Annotated in this window: 20 protein-coding genes and 1 pseudogene; 13 read left to right on the forward strand and 8 right to left on the reverse strand. The window is 68.0% G+C overall.

Translation table 11 applies throughout. From position 1 onward, the window contains the following. Positions 1-249 precede the first annotated feature (249 nt). The 5 genes from ACXPWS_RS28445 to ACXPWS_RS28465 all read left to right on the forward strand — a co-directional run bounded on the left by ACXPWS_RS28445 (position 250) and on the right by ACXPWS_RS28465 (position 2,708). Positions 250-675, forward strand: coding sequence for an STAS domain-containing protein (locus tag ACXPWS_RS28445; RefSeq protein ID WP_458709857.1), 426 nt, complete (start codon positions 250-252; stop codon positions 673-675). Positions 676-760: 85 nt separating this feature from the next. Then, on the forward strand, positions 761-913 hold the full coding sequence (locus ACXPWS_RS28450) for a hypothetical protein (protein WP_458709858.1): 153 nt from the start codon (positions 761-763) through the stop codon (positions 911-913). A 225-nt stretch (positions 914-1,138) separates the two neighbouring features. Next, complete coding sequence (locus ACXPWS_RS28455) at positions 1,139-1,729, forward strand: methyltransferase (RefSeq protein ID WP_458713728.1); 591 nt, start codon at positions 1,139-1,141, stop codon at positions 1,727-1,729. Positions 1,730-1,823: 94 nt separating this feature from the next. Beyond that, entirely contained in the window at positions 1,824-2,207 is a 384-nt protein-coding gene (locus ACXPWS_RS28460; protein ID WP_458709859.1) for an STAS domain-containing protein, read from the forward strand. A gap of 33 nt (positions 2,208-2,240) precedes the next feature. Continuing rightward, complete coding sequence (locus tag ACXPWS_RS28465; protein WP_458709860.1) at positions 2,241-2,708, forward strand: ATP-binding protein; 468 nt, start codon at positions 2,241-2,243, stop codon at positions 2,706-2,708. On the opposite strand, the gene ACXPWS_RS28470 is transcribed toward ACXPWS_RS28465, so the two are convergent. From ACXPWS_RS28470 to ACXPWS_RS28480, 3 genes are read right to left on the reverse strand one after another with little or no spacing between them, the layout of a single operon-like run. Beyond that, complete coding sequence (locus tag ACXPWS_RS28470) at positions 2,689-3,135, reverse strand: response regulator (protein WP_458709861.1); 447 nt, start codon at positions 3,133-3,135, stop codon at positions 2,689-2,691. The genes ACXPWS_RS28465 and ACXPWS_RS28470 overlap by 20 nt on opposite strands. Next, complete coding sequence (locus tag ACXPWS_RS28475; RefSeq protein WP_458709862.1) at positions 3,135-4,709, reverse strand: sensor histidine kinase; 1,575 nt, start codon at positions 4,707-4,709, stop codon at positions 3,135-3,137. The genes ACXPWS_RS28470 and ACXPWS_RS28475 overlap by 1 nt, the downstream gene beginning before the upstream one ends. Further along, positions 4,706-5,926, reverse strand: coding sequence for a PP2C family protein-serine/threonine phosphatase (locus tag ACXPWS_RS28480; RefSeq protein ID WP_458709863.1), 1,221 nt, complete (start codon positions 5,924-5,926; stop codon positions 4,706-4,708). Before ACXPWS_RS28480 ends, ACXPWS_RS28475 begins: the two co-directional genes overlap by 4 nt. Before the next feature lie 192 nt (positions 5,927-6,118). On the opposite strand from ACXPWS_RS28480, the pseudogene ACXPWS_RS28485 reads away from it, so the two are divergent. The 6 genes and pseudogenes from ACXPWS_RS28485 to ACXPWS_RS28510 all read left to right on the forward strand — a co-directional run bounded on the left by ACXPWS_RS28485 (position 6,119) and on the right by ACXPWS_RS28510 (position 9,111). Then, a pseudogene (locus tag ACXPWS_RS28485) lies at positions 6,119-6,437 on the forward strand (phage holin family protein). Next, entirely contained in the window at positions 6,424-6,735 is a 312-nt protein-coding gene (locus ACXPWS_RS28490) for a DUF3618 domain-containing protein (RefSeq protein WP_458709864.1), read from the forward strand. Before ACXPWS_RS28485 ends, ACXPWS_RS28490 begins: the two are co-directional and overlap by 14 nt. After that, positions 6,732-7,031, forward strand: a complete 300-nt coding sequence (locus ACXPWS_RS28495; RefSeq protein ID WP_458709865.1) for a DUF4235 domain-containing protein — start codon at positions 6,732-6,734, stop codon at positions 7,029-7,031. Before ACXPWS_RS28490 ends, ACXPWS_RS28495 begins: the two co-directional genes overlap by 4 nt. 26 nt (positions 7,032-7,057) lie before the next feature. Beyond that, a complete protein-coding gene (locus ACXPWS_RS28500) occupies positions 7,058-7,465 on the forward strand; it encodes a nitroreductase family deazaflavin-dependent oxidoreductase (RefSeq protein ID WP_458709866.1) in 408 nt (135 codons plus the stop codon). Between the two features lie 78 nt (positions 7,466-7,543). Continuing rightward, entirely contained in the window at positions 7,544-7,687 is a 144-nt protein-coding gene (locus tag ACXPWS_RS28505) for a DUF4193 family protein (protein ID WP_458709867.1), read from the forward strand. Between the two features lie 77 nt (positions 7,688-7,764). Beyond that, positions 7,765-9,111 carry a hypothetical protein gene (locus ACXPWS_RS28510; protein WP_458709868.1) on the forward strand — a complete coding sequence of 449 codons (1,347 nt, stop codon included), beginning with the start codon at positions 7,765-7,767 and terminating at the stop codon, positions 9,109-9,111. On the opposite strand, the gene ACXPWS_RS28515 is transcribed toward ACXPWS_RS28510, so the two are convergent. Genes ACXPWS_RS28515 through ACXPWS_RS28535 form a run of 5 tightly spaced genes read right to left on the reverse strand, consistent with a single transcriptional unit; the run spans position 9,037 to position 12,548 of the window. Further along, positions 9,037-9,501: a hypothetical protein gene (locus ACXPWS_RS28515; RefSeq protein ID WP_458709869.1), complete on the reverse strand. Its 465-nt coding sequence runs from the start codon at positions 9,499-9,501 to the stop codon at positions 9,037-9,039. The genes ACXPWS_RS28510 and ACXPWS_RS28515 overlap by 75 nt on opposite strands. Then, entirely contained in the window at positions 9,501-10,601 is a 1,101-nt protein-coding gene (locus ACXPWS_RS28520) for a molybdopterin-dependent oxidoreductase (protein WP_458709870.1), read from the reverse strand. The genes ACXPWS_RS28515 and ACXPWS_RS28520 overlap by 1 nt, the downstream gene beginning before the upstream one ends. Next, positions 10,598-11,227, reverse strand: coding sequence for a methyltransferase domain-containing protein (locus ACXPWS_RS28525; RefSeq protein ID WP_458709871.1), 630 nt, complete (start codon positions 11,225-11,227; stop codon positions 10,598-10,600). The genes ACXPWS_RS28520 and ACXPWS_RS28525 overlap by 4 nt, the downstream gene beginning before the upstream one ends. Further along, the gene (locus ACXPWS_RS28530) at positions 11,227-11,886 is read right to left on the reverse strand and encodes a TIGR04282 family arsenosugar biosynthesis glycosyltransferase (protein WP_458713729.1); all 660 of its coding nucleotides are present in this window, start codon (positions 11,884-11,886) and stop codon (positions 11,227-11,229) included. Before ACXPWS_RS28530 ends, ACXPWS_RS28525 begins: the two co-directional genes overlap by 1 nt. Positions 11,887-11,891: 5 nt before the next feature. Continuing rightward, the gene (locus tag ACXPWS_RS28535; protein WP_458709872.1) at positions 11,892-12,548 is read right to left on the reverse strand and encodes a glycosyltransferase; all 657 of its coding nucleotides are present in this window, start codon (positions 12,546-12,548) and stop codon (positions 11,892-11,894) included. 152 nt (positions 12,549-12,700) lie between these two features. On the opposite strand from ACXPWS_RS28535, the gene ACXPWS_RS28540 reads away from it, so the two are divergent. Together ACXPWS_RS28540 and ACXPWS_RS28545 are read left to right on the forward strand one after the other, a co-directional pair. Beyond that, positions 12,701-13,729 carry a sensor histidine kinase gene (locus ACXPWS_RS28540; RefSeq protein ID WP_458709873.1) on the forward strand — a complete coding sequence of 343 codons (1,029 nt, stop codon included), beginning with the start codon at positions 12,701-12,703 and terminating at the stop codon, positions 13,727-13,729. A gap of 4 nt (positions 13,730-13,733) precedes the next feature. Continuing rightward, entirely contained in the window at positions 13,734-14,774 is a 1,041-nt protein-coding gene (locus ACXPWS_RS28545) for an NAD-dependent epimerase/dehydratase family protein (RefSeq protein WP_458709874.1), read from the forward strand. Positions 14,775-14,794 lie beyond the last annotated feature (20 nt).

The raw sequence follows: 14,794 nt of genomic DNA on the forward strand, positions 1-14,794 counted from the left end.
CTCGATTCCAGGCCGGGAAACCGCCCGGCGCTCGATTCATGAGAATCTCTTGGCAACGATTGTGCAGGCCGGGGACCTGACGTAGGGTCGGTGCAGGTTGAGGCCACAGCCAGCTGCGGTACGTCAGAGATGACGGTGCGGAGGCGGCCCGACTCACTTGCGCACCTGAACAATGGGATCGCCACGGCCGGGGTCTTCGGTACGCGACCGCATGTCGAATACATGTCATCTCGACTGTATGGAGTCACCATGGGATCCGTCTCCACCGCTCGACCGCTCCCTCCCCCAGAAAAAGCGCTGGCCACCTACTCCACCAGTTGGCTGGAGGCCGCGACCGCCGTCGTCTGCGTGCACGGCGAACTCGACGCGGCCAACAGCACCGAGTTCATCGCCTACGTGTCGTCGCTGCTGCCGTTCACCGAACGGCTGATCGTGGATTTCGGGTCAGTCGGGTTCTTCGGCACCGCCGCGTTCTCCGCCGTCCACACCGTCAGCGTGCGGGCAGCCGGTCACGGCGTGAACTGGGCTATGGTGCCGAGCCGGGACGCCACCCGGTTGCTCGGCATCTGCGACCCGGATTCCGCCCTGCCCGCCCGGGCCAACCTGACGGCCGCACTGAGTTCGGTACGGCACGGCCCCTCGGGCTTCCCGCGGCTGGTCACCGACAACGGCTGAACACTACCGAAGGCGACCATCGCCCGCTCAGCCGGCGCTGCCGCCCGGCAGTTTCGACCTGCCCGGTTGAAGCGCCAGCAGGGGCATGTACGCGCCGGGCGAGGGCTGCTTCGCTCCGCGTCCCGTTCCCTACCGCCAGCGTGAGGTGACCTTCATGATCCCGTTCATCTGCCCCGACTGTGGTCGCATCGACATCGATACCCCCGACTGCCTGTCCTGCGCGCAGCCGGCGGCCTGACCGCCACACGGTCACCGCCGCTCGGGGACAGATCGGTTTAGCCCCGTCGATTATCGGGAAATATGACCCGTCCGCTCGTGGCGGACTTGATGCCCGCCGCCCAGAAAGGACGCCATGACCGTCACTGCCGATGGCCTCGCCGAACCTGTCTCTGCAGGCCGGCCTGTCGACGCCGATCCCGAGGTCTACCAGCCGCAGCACGATTCGTATCTGCTGATCGAGGCCATGATGGCGGTCGCACCACCGGAGGGCTTGTCGGTGGCCGACCTCTGCACCGGTTCCGGCGTGGCCGCTCTGGCCGCCGCGGCCGCCGGGGCCTATTCGGTCAGCGCTTTCGACCGCTCGCCCGCGGCGATCGAATGTGCGCGACTCAATGCAATGCAAGCCGGTGCGGATGTCCAGATTCTGGAAGGGGCCTGGACCCGAGCCATCTCGACCGGGCCGTACGACCTGGTGCTGTGTAACCCGCCCTATGTGCCCGAGCCGTCGGACCCGCATCCCGCGGCGCCCGGTCCCGCACTGGCCGTCAACGGCGGACGCGACGGGCGGCGGGTGCTCGATCCGCTGTGCGCGGCGGCTCCGGCACTGCTGCGGCGCCACGGCACGCTGCTCGTGGTGCAGTCGGAATTCGCCGACATCTCCCGCACCGTCAACACCCTGACGGCCAACGGGCTGCGCAGCTCGGTGGTGGCCCAGAAGCGCGTCCCGTTCGGGCCGGTGCTGCACAGCCGGGCCGCCTGGTTGGAGCAGACGGGCCTGTTGCCGGTCGGTCAGCGGGTCGAGACGCTGGCCGTCATCGCTGCGGTCAAGCCGTGACCGACCGTCGTGCGAGGGTTCAGCTACCTCCGCGTGGCCCGTCGATAGACTTTGTCGACTACCGGAGTAACGCACGAACCTTTCGGAGGTGGCGATGACCAGCCAGCCAGACCCGTCCACCGGCGCTGCCTCGGCGCCCGGCTGTGAGGTCGAGGAGAAGCGGATCGGTGAGGTCAGTGTGGTCTCGGTGACCGGGACCCTGGACATGCTGACCGCCCCGCAACTGGAAGCGGCGATCGCCTCGGCCGCGGCCACGTCACCCCAAGCCGTGGTGGTGGACCTCGCGGCGGTGGATTTCCTGGCGTCCGCCGGGATGGGGCTGCTGGTCGCCGCCCATGGCGACCTCACACCGGCCGTCGGTTTCGCCGTGGTCGCCGACGGCCCCGCCACCAGCAGGCCACTCAAATTGGTGGGCATCGCCGACGTCGTCGACGTGTTCGCCACCCTTGACGAGGCACTCAGCGCGGTGGCGACGTAACTTCAACACGATTCGGGTAATTCACAGGTCGAGATGACAGGCCAAGCGCAGTCCGGTGCACGCTTCACGCGCAACGACGTGGAAGCGACACCCGATTGTGCCGCCATGATCCGCCGTGAATTCGCCGATTGGCTGCACGCCCACTTCACCCTCGACAAAGTGAAGGGCAGCGATATCCTGCTTGCCCTCTACGAAGCCCTGGCCAACGCGGCGGAGTTCGCTTATTTCAAGGCTCAAGAGCCCGGGATGATGCATGTCCGGGCCGACTACGACCGGCAGCGCGAAAGCCTCACCGTTCTGGTGATCGACGAAGGCGCTTGGCGGGCAAAAGATCCCGCGATCAGCAATCCCGCTCGCGGGCGCGGCATCCCGTTGATGCATGCGCTTTCCGACCGCGCCGTCATCGATTCGACCGCGACGGGCACGCAGGTTCGCCTGCAGTGGGACCACATCGGCGCGGTGCCCGATGCCAGCGCCGAGATCAGAACTGCGGGAGCTTGACCACCTGAACGAAGAACTCGTCGATCTGGCGAACCGCATTCATGAACTGGTCGAGGTCCACGGGTTTGGTCACGTAGGCATTGGCGTGCAGCTTGTAGCTGCGCAGAATATCCTCTTCCGCCGACGAGGTGGTGAGTACGACGACGGGAATGTGGCACAGGTCGGCGTCTGACTTGACCTTCTCCAGCAGTTGCCGCCCGTCGTACTTCGGCAGGTTGAGGTCGAGCAGGATCAGGTCCGGACGCGGGGCGTCCTCGTAGCCGGCCCGGCGGTACAGGAAGTCCAGGCCCTCCTCGCCGTCGTGCGCGACGTGCAGATTGTTCTTGATCTTGTTGTGCTCGAAGGCTTCCCGGGTGATCAACTCGTCCCCGGGATCGTCTTCCACCAGAAGAATGTCGATCGCTCTGGTCTCTGCGGGCTCTGTCATCATCGATTTCCTTCCAGCACGAAGTCTTCAATGCGATTGGGTTCGGTGGGCGGAGTGGCCGGAATGGTGAAGATGAAGCGGGTTCCGGCCGTGTAGGTAGTGTCGATCCAGATGGCGCCGCCGTGGTGCTCGACGATCTTCTTGCACAGGGCGAGTCCGATTCCGGTCCCGCCGTAGGTATCCCGGCCGTGCAGTCGCTGAAAGATGACGAAGACCTTGTCCGCGAATTCCTCGGGGATGCCGATGCCGTTGTCCGACACGGTGAATACCCAATCCTCTGAGTTGTCGCCGTCACCTTCGCGGCACTCGATGACGATCCGCGGGGCGACGCCTTCCTTACGGAACTTGACGGCGTTACCGATCAGGTTCTGCCAGAGCATGGCCAGCAGTGTCGGGTCGCCGTCCACCAGCGGCAGCCGGGACTGCGGGCGGATGACCTGCGCCCTGGATTCGTCGAGGGCCACGGTCAGGTTCTTCAGCGCGGATTCCAGCGTGGTGTTGAGGTCCACCTCGGTGTGGGTGGCGTTGAGCCGCCCCACCCGGGAAAACGTCAGCAGGTCGTTGATCAGCACCTGCATCCGTTTCGCCCCGTCCACGGCATACCCGATGTACTCGGTGCCCCGCTCGTCGAGTTTGTCGCCGTAGCGCTTCTCCAGAAGCTGACAAAACGATGCGACCTTGCGCAGCGGCTCCTGCAGGTCATGCGAGGCCACGTAGGCGAACTGCTCGAGTTCGGCGTTGGATCGGCGTAGTTCTTCGGCCTGTTCGTCGAGCGATTCCCTGGCCGCTTGCGCGGACGCCAACTCGTCCACGATCCGCTGCCGCATGTTCTCCACGTCGGACGCGATGGCTTTGATGTCGCGGGGCCCCTGCGGGACGATCCGTTCCCCGAAATTGCCGTCGGTGATCCGTCGGCACGCCGCCGCCAGGGTGTCCAACGGCCGGGTGACGGCGTTGCGCACCACGATCGCCAGCAGGCCACCCATCACCAGGAATGCCAGCACCATCGCGACCAGGACGCCGTCACGCCAGTTGCGTATCCGCTCCAATTCGTCGATGCCGGCGGTGCGCGCCTGGGCGAGGTGGGCATTCTGTACGTCGAAAAGCGTGCGCAGTCCATCGAATGCGACCTTGCCGCGTTCGGCCGAGCCGCTGTCGACAACCGTGGGTCGGCCCGGGGTGACACTCGCGACGAGTGGCTCCGCGTAGCCGGACCGCCACGCCGCCGCGGCCGCCTCGATGGCATCGAGGTCGTCGATCAGATCGTCACGGCCGGTGAGGTAGTCGCGAATGTTCTGCGCCGCCTGCGCTTCGGCACGTTGGCCATCGGCGTACGGGGTGAGGAACTGGCGGTCGGCGGCGATCGCGTATCCGCGAACGGCCGTTTCCTGGTCACGCACCGCCGCCTGCAGTTCGTAGGCGGCCACCCGGGCCGGCTGGGTGCTGTTGATCAGCTCACCGGCGACCCGATCGGTTCTGCTCATCAGCAGCGCCCCGCCCACCGCGCCGGACAGCACCACCACGCCCATCACCGACAGCACCAGATTCTGCCAGCCCTGCACTGTGAGTCTCATCGGGCGGATCGCTCCACCCGGATCACGGCGATATCGTCGGTGAGGCCGCCGTGTGGCTGCGCCCTGGCGTCGGCCTGACGGATGAGCGCATCGACGAACTGCGGGCCGGGCAGCGCGGCGACGGAGCGGGCCAGCGCCAGCAGCCCTGCTTCGCCGAGCCGCTCCTCTCCCCGCCCGGCGTGGCCCTCGAACAGACCATCGGTGAGCAACAGCAGGCCGTGTCCCTCGTCCAACTGCAGCCGGTTGACCGGCCACTCGCGGGCGCCCAGACCGAGGGCGGGGCCGGCGGGCGGCTCCAGCCATTCCGCGGTGCCGCCGCCGTGCACCAGCATGCCGGGATGCCCGGCCCGCACCGCGCTGAAAACTCCGCTGTCGGGCTCCAGGGCCACGCTGAGCAGGGTGGCGAACGTGCCCCGGCCGGGGCGCTCGGTGGTGAGGATCCGGTCCAGCTGACGCATGCGGTCGTTACCCCGCAAGCCGGCGAAGGTCAGCGCCCGCCAGCCGATACGCAACGCGACACCCAGGGCGGCCTCGTCGGGCCCGTGCCCGGCGACATCACCGATCATCACGTGCACGGTCCGGTCGGGGGTCTGCACGACATCGAAGAAATCGCCGCCGAGCAGGGCCTCGCGCCGGCTCGGGAGGGATTGGGTGAAGATGTCGACCCCCGGGTCGTCGAGCAGCAAGGGGGACGGCAGCAGGCCGCGTTCCAGCCGGGCGTTCTCCTGGGCACGCAGCCGGCTGGCATGCAGGTCGACCGCGGTGAGTTCGGCCCGCTTGCGTTCGATGGCGTAGAGCACCGCCCGACGCAGCATCTCCGGGTCGACGCGCCCTTTGACCAGGTAGTCCTGTGCACCGGAGGCGACCGCGGAGACGCCGAAATGCTCGTCGTTCAGCCCAGTGAGCACGATGATCGGGATCGTCGGATCCAGATTGCCGAGACGATGCAGCGCATCGATTCCGTCGGCATCGGGCAGGTTCAGGTCGAGCAGGACGCAATGCGGCCGAATGCTGGTCAGTTTGCTCTCGGCGTCCGAGATGGACTGCGACCAGGTGAAGTCGATATCGGCGGCGGTGTCGGCGATCAATTCTTCGACCAGCAGTGCGTCGGCCTTGTCGTCCTCCACCAGCAGCAGCGACAGCCGGTGCGCGACCGTCAAGCTGCCGGCACCGGGCACCGCCGCCGGGGCGAGCCGCGGGTTCAATGGGGCGCGCATGGGTGATCACGTCCTTCACTAAGCACGTATGAAGGTCACCCTGGTCGCGCAGGACCCTCTGCTTCAGTGACAGATCCGACAATACCCAGTCCGGGCGGCGCGGTCGCAATTCACCAGGATGTGACCGATGTTTGACCGCTTCGGAGGCCGGGCACTGCCCTGGAGAGGCGACATCGAAGGGAGCGGTCACAAATGGTCGAGGTGAGCGTCGCACAAAAACCGGCCGACGAACCGTCGGTCACGCAACTGCTGACACAGCTTTCCACCCAGACGTCACGTCTGGTACGCGACGAGATTCTGTTGGCGCAGAAAGAGTTCCAAGCCTCCGCCAAGCGTGCCGGCGTGGGCCGCCGGCCTGATCACCGCGGCGGTGCTGTTCGTGGCGGCCGGGATCACCGGCATGGTCGGAAAGAAGGAGGTCACGCAGGTGCCTCCGGCCGCACAGGAGGTCGTCACCAGCGTGAAAACCGATATCGAGCACGTGAAGGGGGCGCGCCATGACCGGACCTGAGCACGCCCGGCCAGAGTTGGACGCCGAGGCCGGTATTGACGAGATCCAGCAGGATATCGAGCACACCCGCCAGGAGCTCGGTGACACCGTGCACGCGCTATCGCACAAACTCGACGTCAAGGGCCGCGTCCAGAACAAAGCCGTCGACGCCAAAGACCACGTCGTCGAGCGCGCCTCCCACGCCGTGCACGCCGTCACCGATGAACGACACGGTGTCAGGTCGGTCGTCCCCGCGATCGCCGCGCTGGCGGTGGTCGCCGGCGTGCTGGTCTGGCGGCGCAGGAGGGCAGGCCGATGACCGTGTCGACCAACAAGCCCAGCGTGGCCGCACGCGTGCTGTACCGGCCCGTCGGCTTGGCCAGTTCGGTGGCCGGCGGCGTGATCGCCGGCGCGATCTTCAAGCAGGTCTGGAAACGTGCCGCGCCGGGACACCATTCCGATCCACCCGGCGCCCTGGAAACCGGGTATCCGTTCGGCCAGATACTCCTGGCCGCAGCCCTGCAAGGGGTAATCTTCTCGGTGGTGAAGACCGTCATCGATCGTCAGGGTGCGCCCGTCTTCCAGAAGGCGACCGGCGAGTGGCCCGGCAGCTGACCGGACCTGCGCAGGAGTGAATTCTCATGGCCGACAATTGGAACGACTCGATCATCGCCGAGTTCCGGGCCAACGGCGGCAAGGTCGGCGGCCCCTTCGAAGGCGCCACCCTGCTGCTGTTGCACAGCACCGGCGCCAAATCCGGACAGACCCGGATCACCCCGGTGATGTCGTTCGACCTGGATGGCAAGCTGCTGATCGTCGGTTCCTACGCCGGGGCGGACCACGATCCGGCCTGGTTGCACAATCTGCGCGCCAACCCGCAGGCCCACATCGAGATCGGCACCGATGAATACGACGTGCAGGCCTGTGAATTGCCGCGCGCCGAACGCGATGCCGCATACGCCCGCATCGTGGCGCAGGCTCCGGGATTCGGTGAATACCAGGACAAGACCGATCGGGTGATCCCGGTGATCGAGTTGCAGCGCCGATAGCGGGTTTACCGGGCGAGCCTGCGGGGCACTATCACCGCATCGAGCCCAGTCGACTCTGCACCGGAAGGGACGCCGCCCGTGCCCGTTCATCACGACACCCCGCTGGCGGTGCAGGAGCTACCTCAGCAGGCCGACGAATTCGTATGCACCCGTTGCGCTCTGGTCCATCACCGGCACAACATGGCCGACGAGGACGCCCAGGTGTGCTTCGGCTGTTCCTGATCGGCACGAACGGGGCCGGATCGGGTCGTCATCGAATTGTCAGAAGATCCGCGCCCGCGCTCACCTAACCTGGCGGTGTGAAGCCGCGCAGCGCAGATGTCCTCGCCGCCGGGGCCGCAGCGGTCCTGGTGGCCGTCGCGTTCGTCGTTCCGCACCTGCATCTGGACGTGGTCACGCCACTCGTCAACAGCTCCGCGGCGCAAATCCGCGATTTCGCGCAGACCGCGCCGATATTCGGTTGGTGGGACGCACACGTGGGTGCGGGCACAGTACCGGCCGCGGCAATCGGGGCGGCCGCCGTGCTCTGGGGACCGTCGCTGGCGGCCCGGCTGCCCTGGCGTGTGTTGCCGTGGGCGGTGTGGGCGACGTCCTGCGCCTGGGCGTTCTCGTTGGCGATGATCGATGGCTGGCAACGAGGTTTCGCGGGCCGGCTCACCGCCCGCCACGAGTACCTCCGCCAGGTGCCCACCATCACCGACATCCCCGAAGCGCTGCGCACCTTCTCCTCGCGCATTTTGGATTTCCAGCCGAACTCCTGGGTCACGCACGTGTCGGGTCATCCGCCGGGCGCACTGTTGACCTTCGTCTGGCTCGACCGTATCGGCCTGGGCGGGGGTGCGTGGGCCGGGCTGTGGTGCCTGCTGGTCGGCTCGAGCGCCGCCGCCGCGATCGTGATCGCGGTGCGGGCCATGGCCGGCGAGGACCTCGCCCGCGCCTGCGCACCTTTCGTCGCGGTGGCTCCCACCGCGATCTGGATCGCGGTGTCTGCCGACGGTTACTACGCCGGCGTGGCGGCTTGGGGCATTGCGGTGCTCGCGCTCGCGACCCGCAACCGGAGCCCCGCACTGACCGGTGCGGGCGCCGGCCTGCTGCTCGGCTGGGGGATTTTTCTCAACTACGGGCTGGCGCTGATGGCGATTCCGGCCATCGCCGTTGTGCTCACCGCCGACCGTCGAACCGCGGTGCGTGTCCTGTCGGCGGCGGTGGTCGCCGCCCTGGCGGTGGTGGGCGCCTTCGCGCTGACCGGATTCTGGTGGTTCGACGGTTACACCTTGGTCCAGCAACGGTATTGGCAGGGTATCGCCTCGAATCGGCCGTTCCAGTACTGGTCGTGGGCCAACTTGGCGTCGGTGGTGTGCGCCGTCGGGCTGGGCACGGTCGCCGGTATCCGCCGCGCCGTCGATGTGGCGGCGCTGCGCAGCCGATCCGGTGTGCAGGTGGTGGTGGTCGCGGCGTTGCTGGCAATTCTGTGCGCCGATCTGAGCATGCTGAGCAAGGCCGAGACGGAGCGGATCTGGCTGCCGTTCACCGTATGGCTCACCGCTGCCGGTGCGCTGCTGCCGCCACCGTCACGCAGGTGGTGGCTCGCCGTCAACGTCGCCGGCGCACTGGCGCTCAATTCGCTGATCCTGACGAACTGGTAGGAAGCGGGCCGCAGCAAGGTACACGATGACGGTGCCCCACACGACAGCCAGCGAAATCCACAGTCCGGCATGGTAGTTCCTGTCCAACACGGTGGCGTTGTCGGGGCGCATCCCCGGTTTTCCGTATACCGGGACAGCCAATGCCACCAGCACGACGCTGCACAGTCCGGCCACCGCGACCGGAGACCACCAGGCGCGCGGGAGGATCCACCTACCGACGAAACCCAGTGCCACACAGAGCGGAGCGATCACGAGGTCATGGGCGAGAACCGCCACCAGTCCCCAGATCGCGATCCGCGCAATGATCACCGGTGGGTCGTCCGAGAGCAGGACGGCGCCGTACCCCACCGCCACCAGCCCGGCGGTCAGCAGCACGGCGCGCATCGCCATCACGACACCACTTCGATTCGGGTCAGCCATTTGGTCTGCAGCACACCGGGTCTGGATGCGGCGATCAGCCGGCACGGGTAGCCGTGGTCCGGGTGCAGCGTCTCGCCGTTGAGCCGCAGCGCGATCAGCGTCATGCGGTCCCGCACATGCAGGGCCGGCAGCTGGGTCCGCGAGTACGGGCCCGGCGGTTCGAGGGAGATCATTCGGACATCGCGGTCGGGCGCACCGCCGACGAACGCGATGAGGTCGGCCAGCACGACGCCGGTCCACTCGGCGTCGGCGCTCCAGCCCTCGACACAGGCGATCGGCAGCCGGTGGGTGGCCTGCGGCAGTGCATTCAGCTCGGCCAGGGTGAACGCCCGGGTCGCTGAACCGTTCACCACGGTCAGCCTGAAGTCGGGTGCCGACGCCTTGCGCAGCACCCCTGCGGCGATGGCGCTCCGGTTGACCGGAATTCCCTGCGGCCCATTACCGGACCGCGGAGCCAGCAAGGACACCCGCCGCAGCAGCGGTACCGCCTGGCCGGCGGTCAGAACCGTGGCCATCCCGACCGCCAGGCCAGTGCCCCACAGCACGGTGCGGCGGGTCGGACCGTTCGTACCGGCGGCCCGCGGGTCATCCAGTGGCTCGCCCAGCGCGCGCCGGATCACCGGCAGTTTGACTGCCAGGTGCACCAGCACGGCGCCGATGGCCAAGTAGGCGACCGCGTAATGTGCTGTGGTGAAGAAGAACTCGAAGGCATACCACTGCGCGACATTGAGCAGACCGGTGGACAGTTCGAACAGCATCGCACCGACCAGCAGCAGGATCGACAGCCGCTCCAACGCACGAGTGAGCCCGCCGATGACGGGCCGTTCGAAGAGTTTGGGCCACACCGACCACAGTTTGACGATGATCAGCGGGATCGCGGCGATGCCGCTGATGACATGCGCCCCCTGGGTCAGCCGGTACAGCCACACCGGCCGGGCCGGCCAGCCGAACCACGGTGGTGGATGCTGGATGAGATGGCTGAGCAGCCCGGTGCAGAAACAGACGACGATCGCGATGCCCAATGCGACGCCCACCCGCGCGGTGACCGCCGTGCCGCGCAGGGTGCTCACGGCAGCGCCAGACTGGCCAACACCCGATCCCCGATGGGATGAATGCCGATCACCGCCAGTCCGGCGGCAGCGGCCACCGGCACCGCGTTGTCGATGCCCACCGTCGCCCATCGGAACCACGGCCCGATGGTGTTCGCCGTTTCCAGCCGCACCCATCGTCGGCGTACACCGCCTGGTGCAGAGTCGAATTCGGCAAGGCACACACCGTCGCGCCGCATCAGGTCACGCGCCCTGGACAGGATCCGCAAAGGATCGCCGCCCAGTCCGATATTGCCGTCGGCCAGCAGTACGGTCTGCCATCGCCCAGCCCCCGGCAGCGGCCCGAATACATCGCGGCGCAATGCCGGGGCACCGCTGCGCCGGGCGAGTTGCACCGCCGTGGCGGACAGATCCACACCGAGGGCCGGCACACCGCGGCGCATCAGATCGGCGACGAACCGTCCCGGGCCGCAACCCAAGTCGATGGTGGGTCCGTCACAACGATCCAGCACTGCCCGGTCGAACCGCCGATCGGTGCGGCGCCCGCCCAACCAGTTGTGCACGGGCAACTTGTAGACGCTGCCGTCGGTGTACCGGACCCAGCACCGTTCGCCGGTCAGTGCGCGTTCGTACAGATGCCCGAACATCACACCCCCAGCCGATTCGTCGCACGGTGAAATCGGCTGCCGGACAGGCACCTACGACGCACTTCGGCGATATCGCCGATGGTGTCGACATCGGCGAGGGTGCTCAGCAACGCCACCTCCAGTCCGGCGGCGCGGAGCGCGCGCAATGTGCATGCGCCGGTGTCCGGACGCGACATCGCCACGCTGCGCAGACACACCGCCGCTGCCGGGTCGTGCAGTCCCAGCAACCACCAGCCGCCATCGTGCGCGGGCCCGAGCACCGCCCCCGCTCCCAGTAACGACTTCGCGCACTCGGCGAGCAGGGCCGGGCTGACCTGGGGGGTGTCCATGCCGATCTGCAACACCGGATAGCCGCGGCTGCCCGCATCCAGATGGGCGTTGGCCAGTCGATCCGCGAAATCATGGCCACGCTGCTCGATCACCGTGAACGTCGCCAACTGTTGCCGGATGGCTGCGCCGTCGGTGGCCTGGCCCAGGTCGCCGGTGAGCGCGACGGTGCGGGACGCCACCGGTGCCGCGGCAACGGCATCCAGGGTGTCCCGCAGGGCGGCCGCGGCAACCGCGGCGGCGCAGTCATCCCCCACGGCGGCCGCCAGCCGCGTCTTGGCCTGACCGGGTACCGGCGCCTTGGCCACCACCACCACGTTGACGGGCAGCACTTCGGTCACGACATCACCCGCCAGAAGTCGACAGCGGCAATGATGCTGCCGCGCAACGATCCACTCACCTTGGACACCCCACCGGTCCGGGTCCGGTAGCTGACATCGCGTTCCACCACCCGCCAGCCCGATCGGGCCGCCCGCACCAACAATTCCAGCGGGTACCCGGAGCGCCGGTCGGCGACACCAAGCGCCAGCAGCGCGTCCCGGCGCGCGACCCGCACCGGCGCGATGTCGTGCACGGGCAGCCCGTACCGGGTGCGCAGCCGCCAGCAGACGGCCGCGGTGCCCAGCCGGGCGTGCCACGGCCAACGGACCCCGGGCACACCACGTCGCCGGCCGACGACCAGGTCGGCGCCGCGGTCCAGGTCGGCCACCAGGGCGGGTAGCGCACCGGGATCCAGCGACCCATCCGCATCCAGGACCGCCACGATGGCACTGCGCGCCGCAGCCACGCCGGCGTGCACAGCGGCGCCGTAACCCGGGCGGCCCTCATACACCACCTCGGCGCCGTGCGCCCGCGCTACCGCCGCGGAACCATCGGTGCTGTTGTTGTCCACGACCAACGCCCGGTAACCGTCCGGTAGGGCGGCCAGCACACCGGGCAGCGCGTCTGCCTCGTTGAGGCACGGCAGCACCACGGTGACCGTCGAATCCGGCATGACGCGAACGTAATCCCGGGCGGGCACCGTGCGGAAGTGGTCAATGATGACGAGACTGTGACATCGGTGCAGGTGGCACTCGTCGCGGGCTAAGGTCGGTCGGGTGACGACTGTGCCGATGCCCCACCGACACCACCGAAAGTGTTGATCCGGTGCCTGCCGAGGATCTGTGGGAGATCGCCGGGTGGGCGCTGGCCTGCTCGGTGCCGGTCGTGATGGCCGGCGCCCTGGTGATCCGGCTCGCCCGGTCCTGGTCGCTGGCGGTCAATATGGTCGCCCTGGTGCTGATACCCACCCTGGCCACCTTCACCGGCGTGCTGGGAGCCAGCGGGTTCATGATCACCGAGACCTTCGAACGCACGGCCGTGGTGTTGGTGATCGTCTCGGTGGTGACCATCCCGGCAGCGGTCATGCTGGCTCGCTACCAAGCCCGGCGCACGGTGTGGGAGCAGGAGATTCGTGATTCCGAGCGGGCGGCAGAGCAGTCGAGACGGCGGCTGGTGGCCTTCGTCAGTCATGATCTGCGCACACCGCTGGCGGGCATCCGGGCGGTGGCCGAAGCCCTGTCCGACGGCGTGGTCAGCGGAGATGAGACCAGGCAGCACGCGAAACACATTGAGCAGGAAACAATCCGGCTCTCTGAGATGGTCGACGACCTCTTCGAGATGTCCAAGATCAACGCCGGTGCCGTCCAACCGGCCCGGGACACCGTCGCCCTGGACGAGGTGGTGGACGACGTCGTGGCCTCCCACCGGATAGCCGCCGAACGCGCCGGGGTGCTGCTGCGCGCCACACTGCCGGCAGAACCGGTGCGCGTCGTGGGTAGTGACCGCGCGCTGGTGCGGGTGTTGTCGAACCTGGTGGCCAACGCGATTGCGCACACCCCCGAAGGTGGCCGGGTGGACCTGACGCTGGGTCGCGACGATCACGGCGCATGGGCACGGGTGGATGACACCGGCGTCGGCATCGACGAGAACGACCTGCCCCGGGTGTTCGATGTCGCCTACCGGGGATCCAACGATCGTGTGCCACGCGCGGATTCGTCGCTTCCGAGCGGGTCCGGTCTCGGCCTTGCGATCGCCGCGGGCCTGGTCCAGGCGCACCGGGGAACCCTGTCGGCACACAACTTGGGCACCGGTGCACGGTTCGAGGTGCGCCTGCCGCTCGCCGAGGAGCGGTGAATCGGTGAGAGTGCTGTTGACCGGCGCCGCGGGCTTCATCGGCAGCCGGGTGGCCGCCGCCCTCACCGCTGCGGGCCATGAGGTGGTCGGCGTGGACGCGATGCTGTCCGCCGCGCACGGGCCGGCTGCCATCCCGCCACCGAACTGCGAGCCGGTGGATGTGCGCGACCGTGACGCCCTGGCCCGCCTGCTGCGCGGTGTCGATGTGGTGTGCCATCAGGCGGCGGTCGTCGGCGCCGGTGTGGACGCCGCCGATGCTCCTGCGTACGGCACGCACAACGACTACGCCACCACCGTTTTGCTGGCCGAGATGTTCGCCGCCGGGTGCACCAAACTGGTACTCGCGTCGTCGATGGTGGTGTACGGACAGGGCCGGTACGACTGTCCGGTGCACGGCCCGATCCAACCGATGCCACGGTCGGTGGCCGATCTCGACAGCGGCGTGTTCGACCATCGCTGCCCGCTGGGCGGCGAGCCGCTGCAGTGGCGAACGGTGGACGAGGATCAGCCGTTGCGGCCGCGAAGTCTTTACGCCGCAAGCAAAGCCGCTCAGGAGCATTACGCGCTCGCATGGGCCGAGGCGACCGGGTCGGCGGTGGTGGCCCTGCGGTATCACAATGTCTATGGCCCGGGTATGCCACGGGACACGCCGTACTCGGGTGTCGCGGCCATCTTCCGGTCGGCCCTTGAGTCCGGCGGGGTCCCGGCGGTCTACGAAGACGGCCACCAGATGCGCGATTTCGTCCATGTGGACGACGTCGCCGCCTCGAACGTTGCGGCGGTGACGTCGGATCTCGGCGGTTTCCACGCGTTCAACGTGTGCTCGGGCAGGCCGGTGTCCATTCTGGATGTCGCGACGTGGTTGTGCACCGCACGCGGCGGCGGCGCCCCGCAGATCACCGGCCGCTACCGCAGTGGCGATGTCCGTCACATCGTGGCCGATCCCGGGCGGGCCGCAACCGGATTGGGTTTCCGGGCCGCGGTGGCGCCGTCCGACGGACTCGCCGCGTTCGCCTTCGCTCCCTTGCGGCCGGCCGCGCACTGACCGAACCCGGTTTGTTCTCC

The organism is Mycobacterium sp. BMJ-28 (assembly GCF_054404835.1).

Bases quoted from the DNA above. Each gene is read 5' to 3' on its own strand.
- ACXPWS_RS28445 (WP_458709857.1), top strand. From the start codon at position 250: ATGGGATCCGTCTCCACCGCTCGACCGCTCCCTCCCCCAGAAAAAGCG.
- ACXPWS_RS28450 (WP_458709858.1), top strand. From the start codon at position 761: ATGTACGCGCCGGGCGAGGGCTGCTTCGCTCCGCGTCCCGTTCCCTAC.
- ACXPWS_RS28455 (WP_458713728.1), top strand. From the start codon at position 1,139: ATGATGGCGGTCGCACCACCGGAGGGCTTGTCGGTGGCCGACCTCTGC.
- ACXPWS_RS28460 (WP_458709859.1), top strand. From the start codon at position 1,824: ATGACCAGCCAGCCAGACCCGTCCACCGGCGCTGCCTCGGCGCCCGGC.
- ACXPWS_RS28465 (WP_458709860.1), top strand. From the start codon at position 2,241: ATGACAGGCCAAGCGCAGTCCGGTGCACGCTTCACGCGCAACGACGTG.
- ACXPWS_RS28470 (WP_458709861.1), bottom strand. From the start codon at position 3,135: ATGACAGAGCCCGCAGAGACCAGAGCGATCGACATTCTTCTGGTGGAA.
- ACXPWS_RS28475 (WP_458709862.1), bottom strand. From the start codon at position 4,709: ATGAGACTCACAGTGCAGGGCTGGCAGAATCTGGTGCTGTCGGTGATG.
- ACXPWS_RS28480 (WP_458709863.1), bottom strand. From the start codon at position 5,926: ATGCGCGCCCCATTGAACCCGCGGCTCGCCCCGGCGGCGGTGCCCGGT.
- ACXPWS_RS28490 (WP_458709864.1), top strand. From the start codon at position 6,424: ATGACCGGACCTGAGCACGCCCGGCCAGAGTTGGACGCCGAGGCCGGT.
- ACXPWS_RS28495 (WP_458709865.1), top strand. From the start codon at position 6,732: ATGACCGTGTCGACCAACAAGCCCAGCGTGGCCGCACGCGTGCTGTAC.
- ACXPWS_RS28500 (WP_458709866.1), top strand. From the start codon at position 7,058: ATGGCCGACAATTGGAACGACTCGATCATCGCCGAGTTCCGGGCCAAC.
- ACXPWS_RS28515 (WP_458709869.1), bottom strand. From the start codon at position 9,501: ATGGCGATGCGCGCCGTGCTGCTGACCGCCGGGCTGGTGGCGGTGGGG.
- ACXPWS_RS28525 (WP_458709871.1), bottom strand. From the start codon at position 11,227: ATGTTCGGGCATCTGTACGAACGCGCACTGACCGGCGAACGGTGCTGG.
- ACXPWS_RS28535 (WP_458709872.1), bottom strand. From the start codon at position 12,548: ATGCCGGATTCGACGGTCACCGTGGTGCTGCCGTGCCTCAACGAGGCA.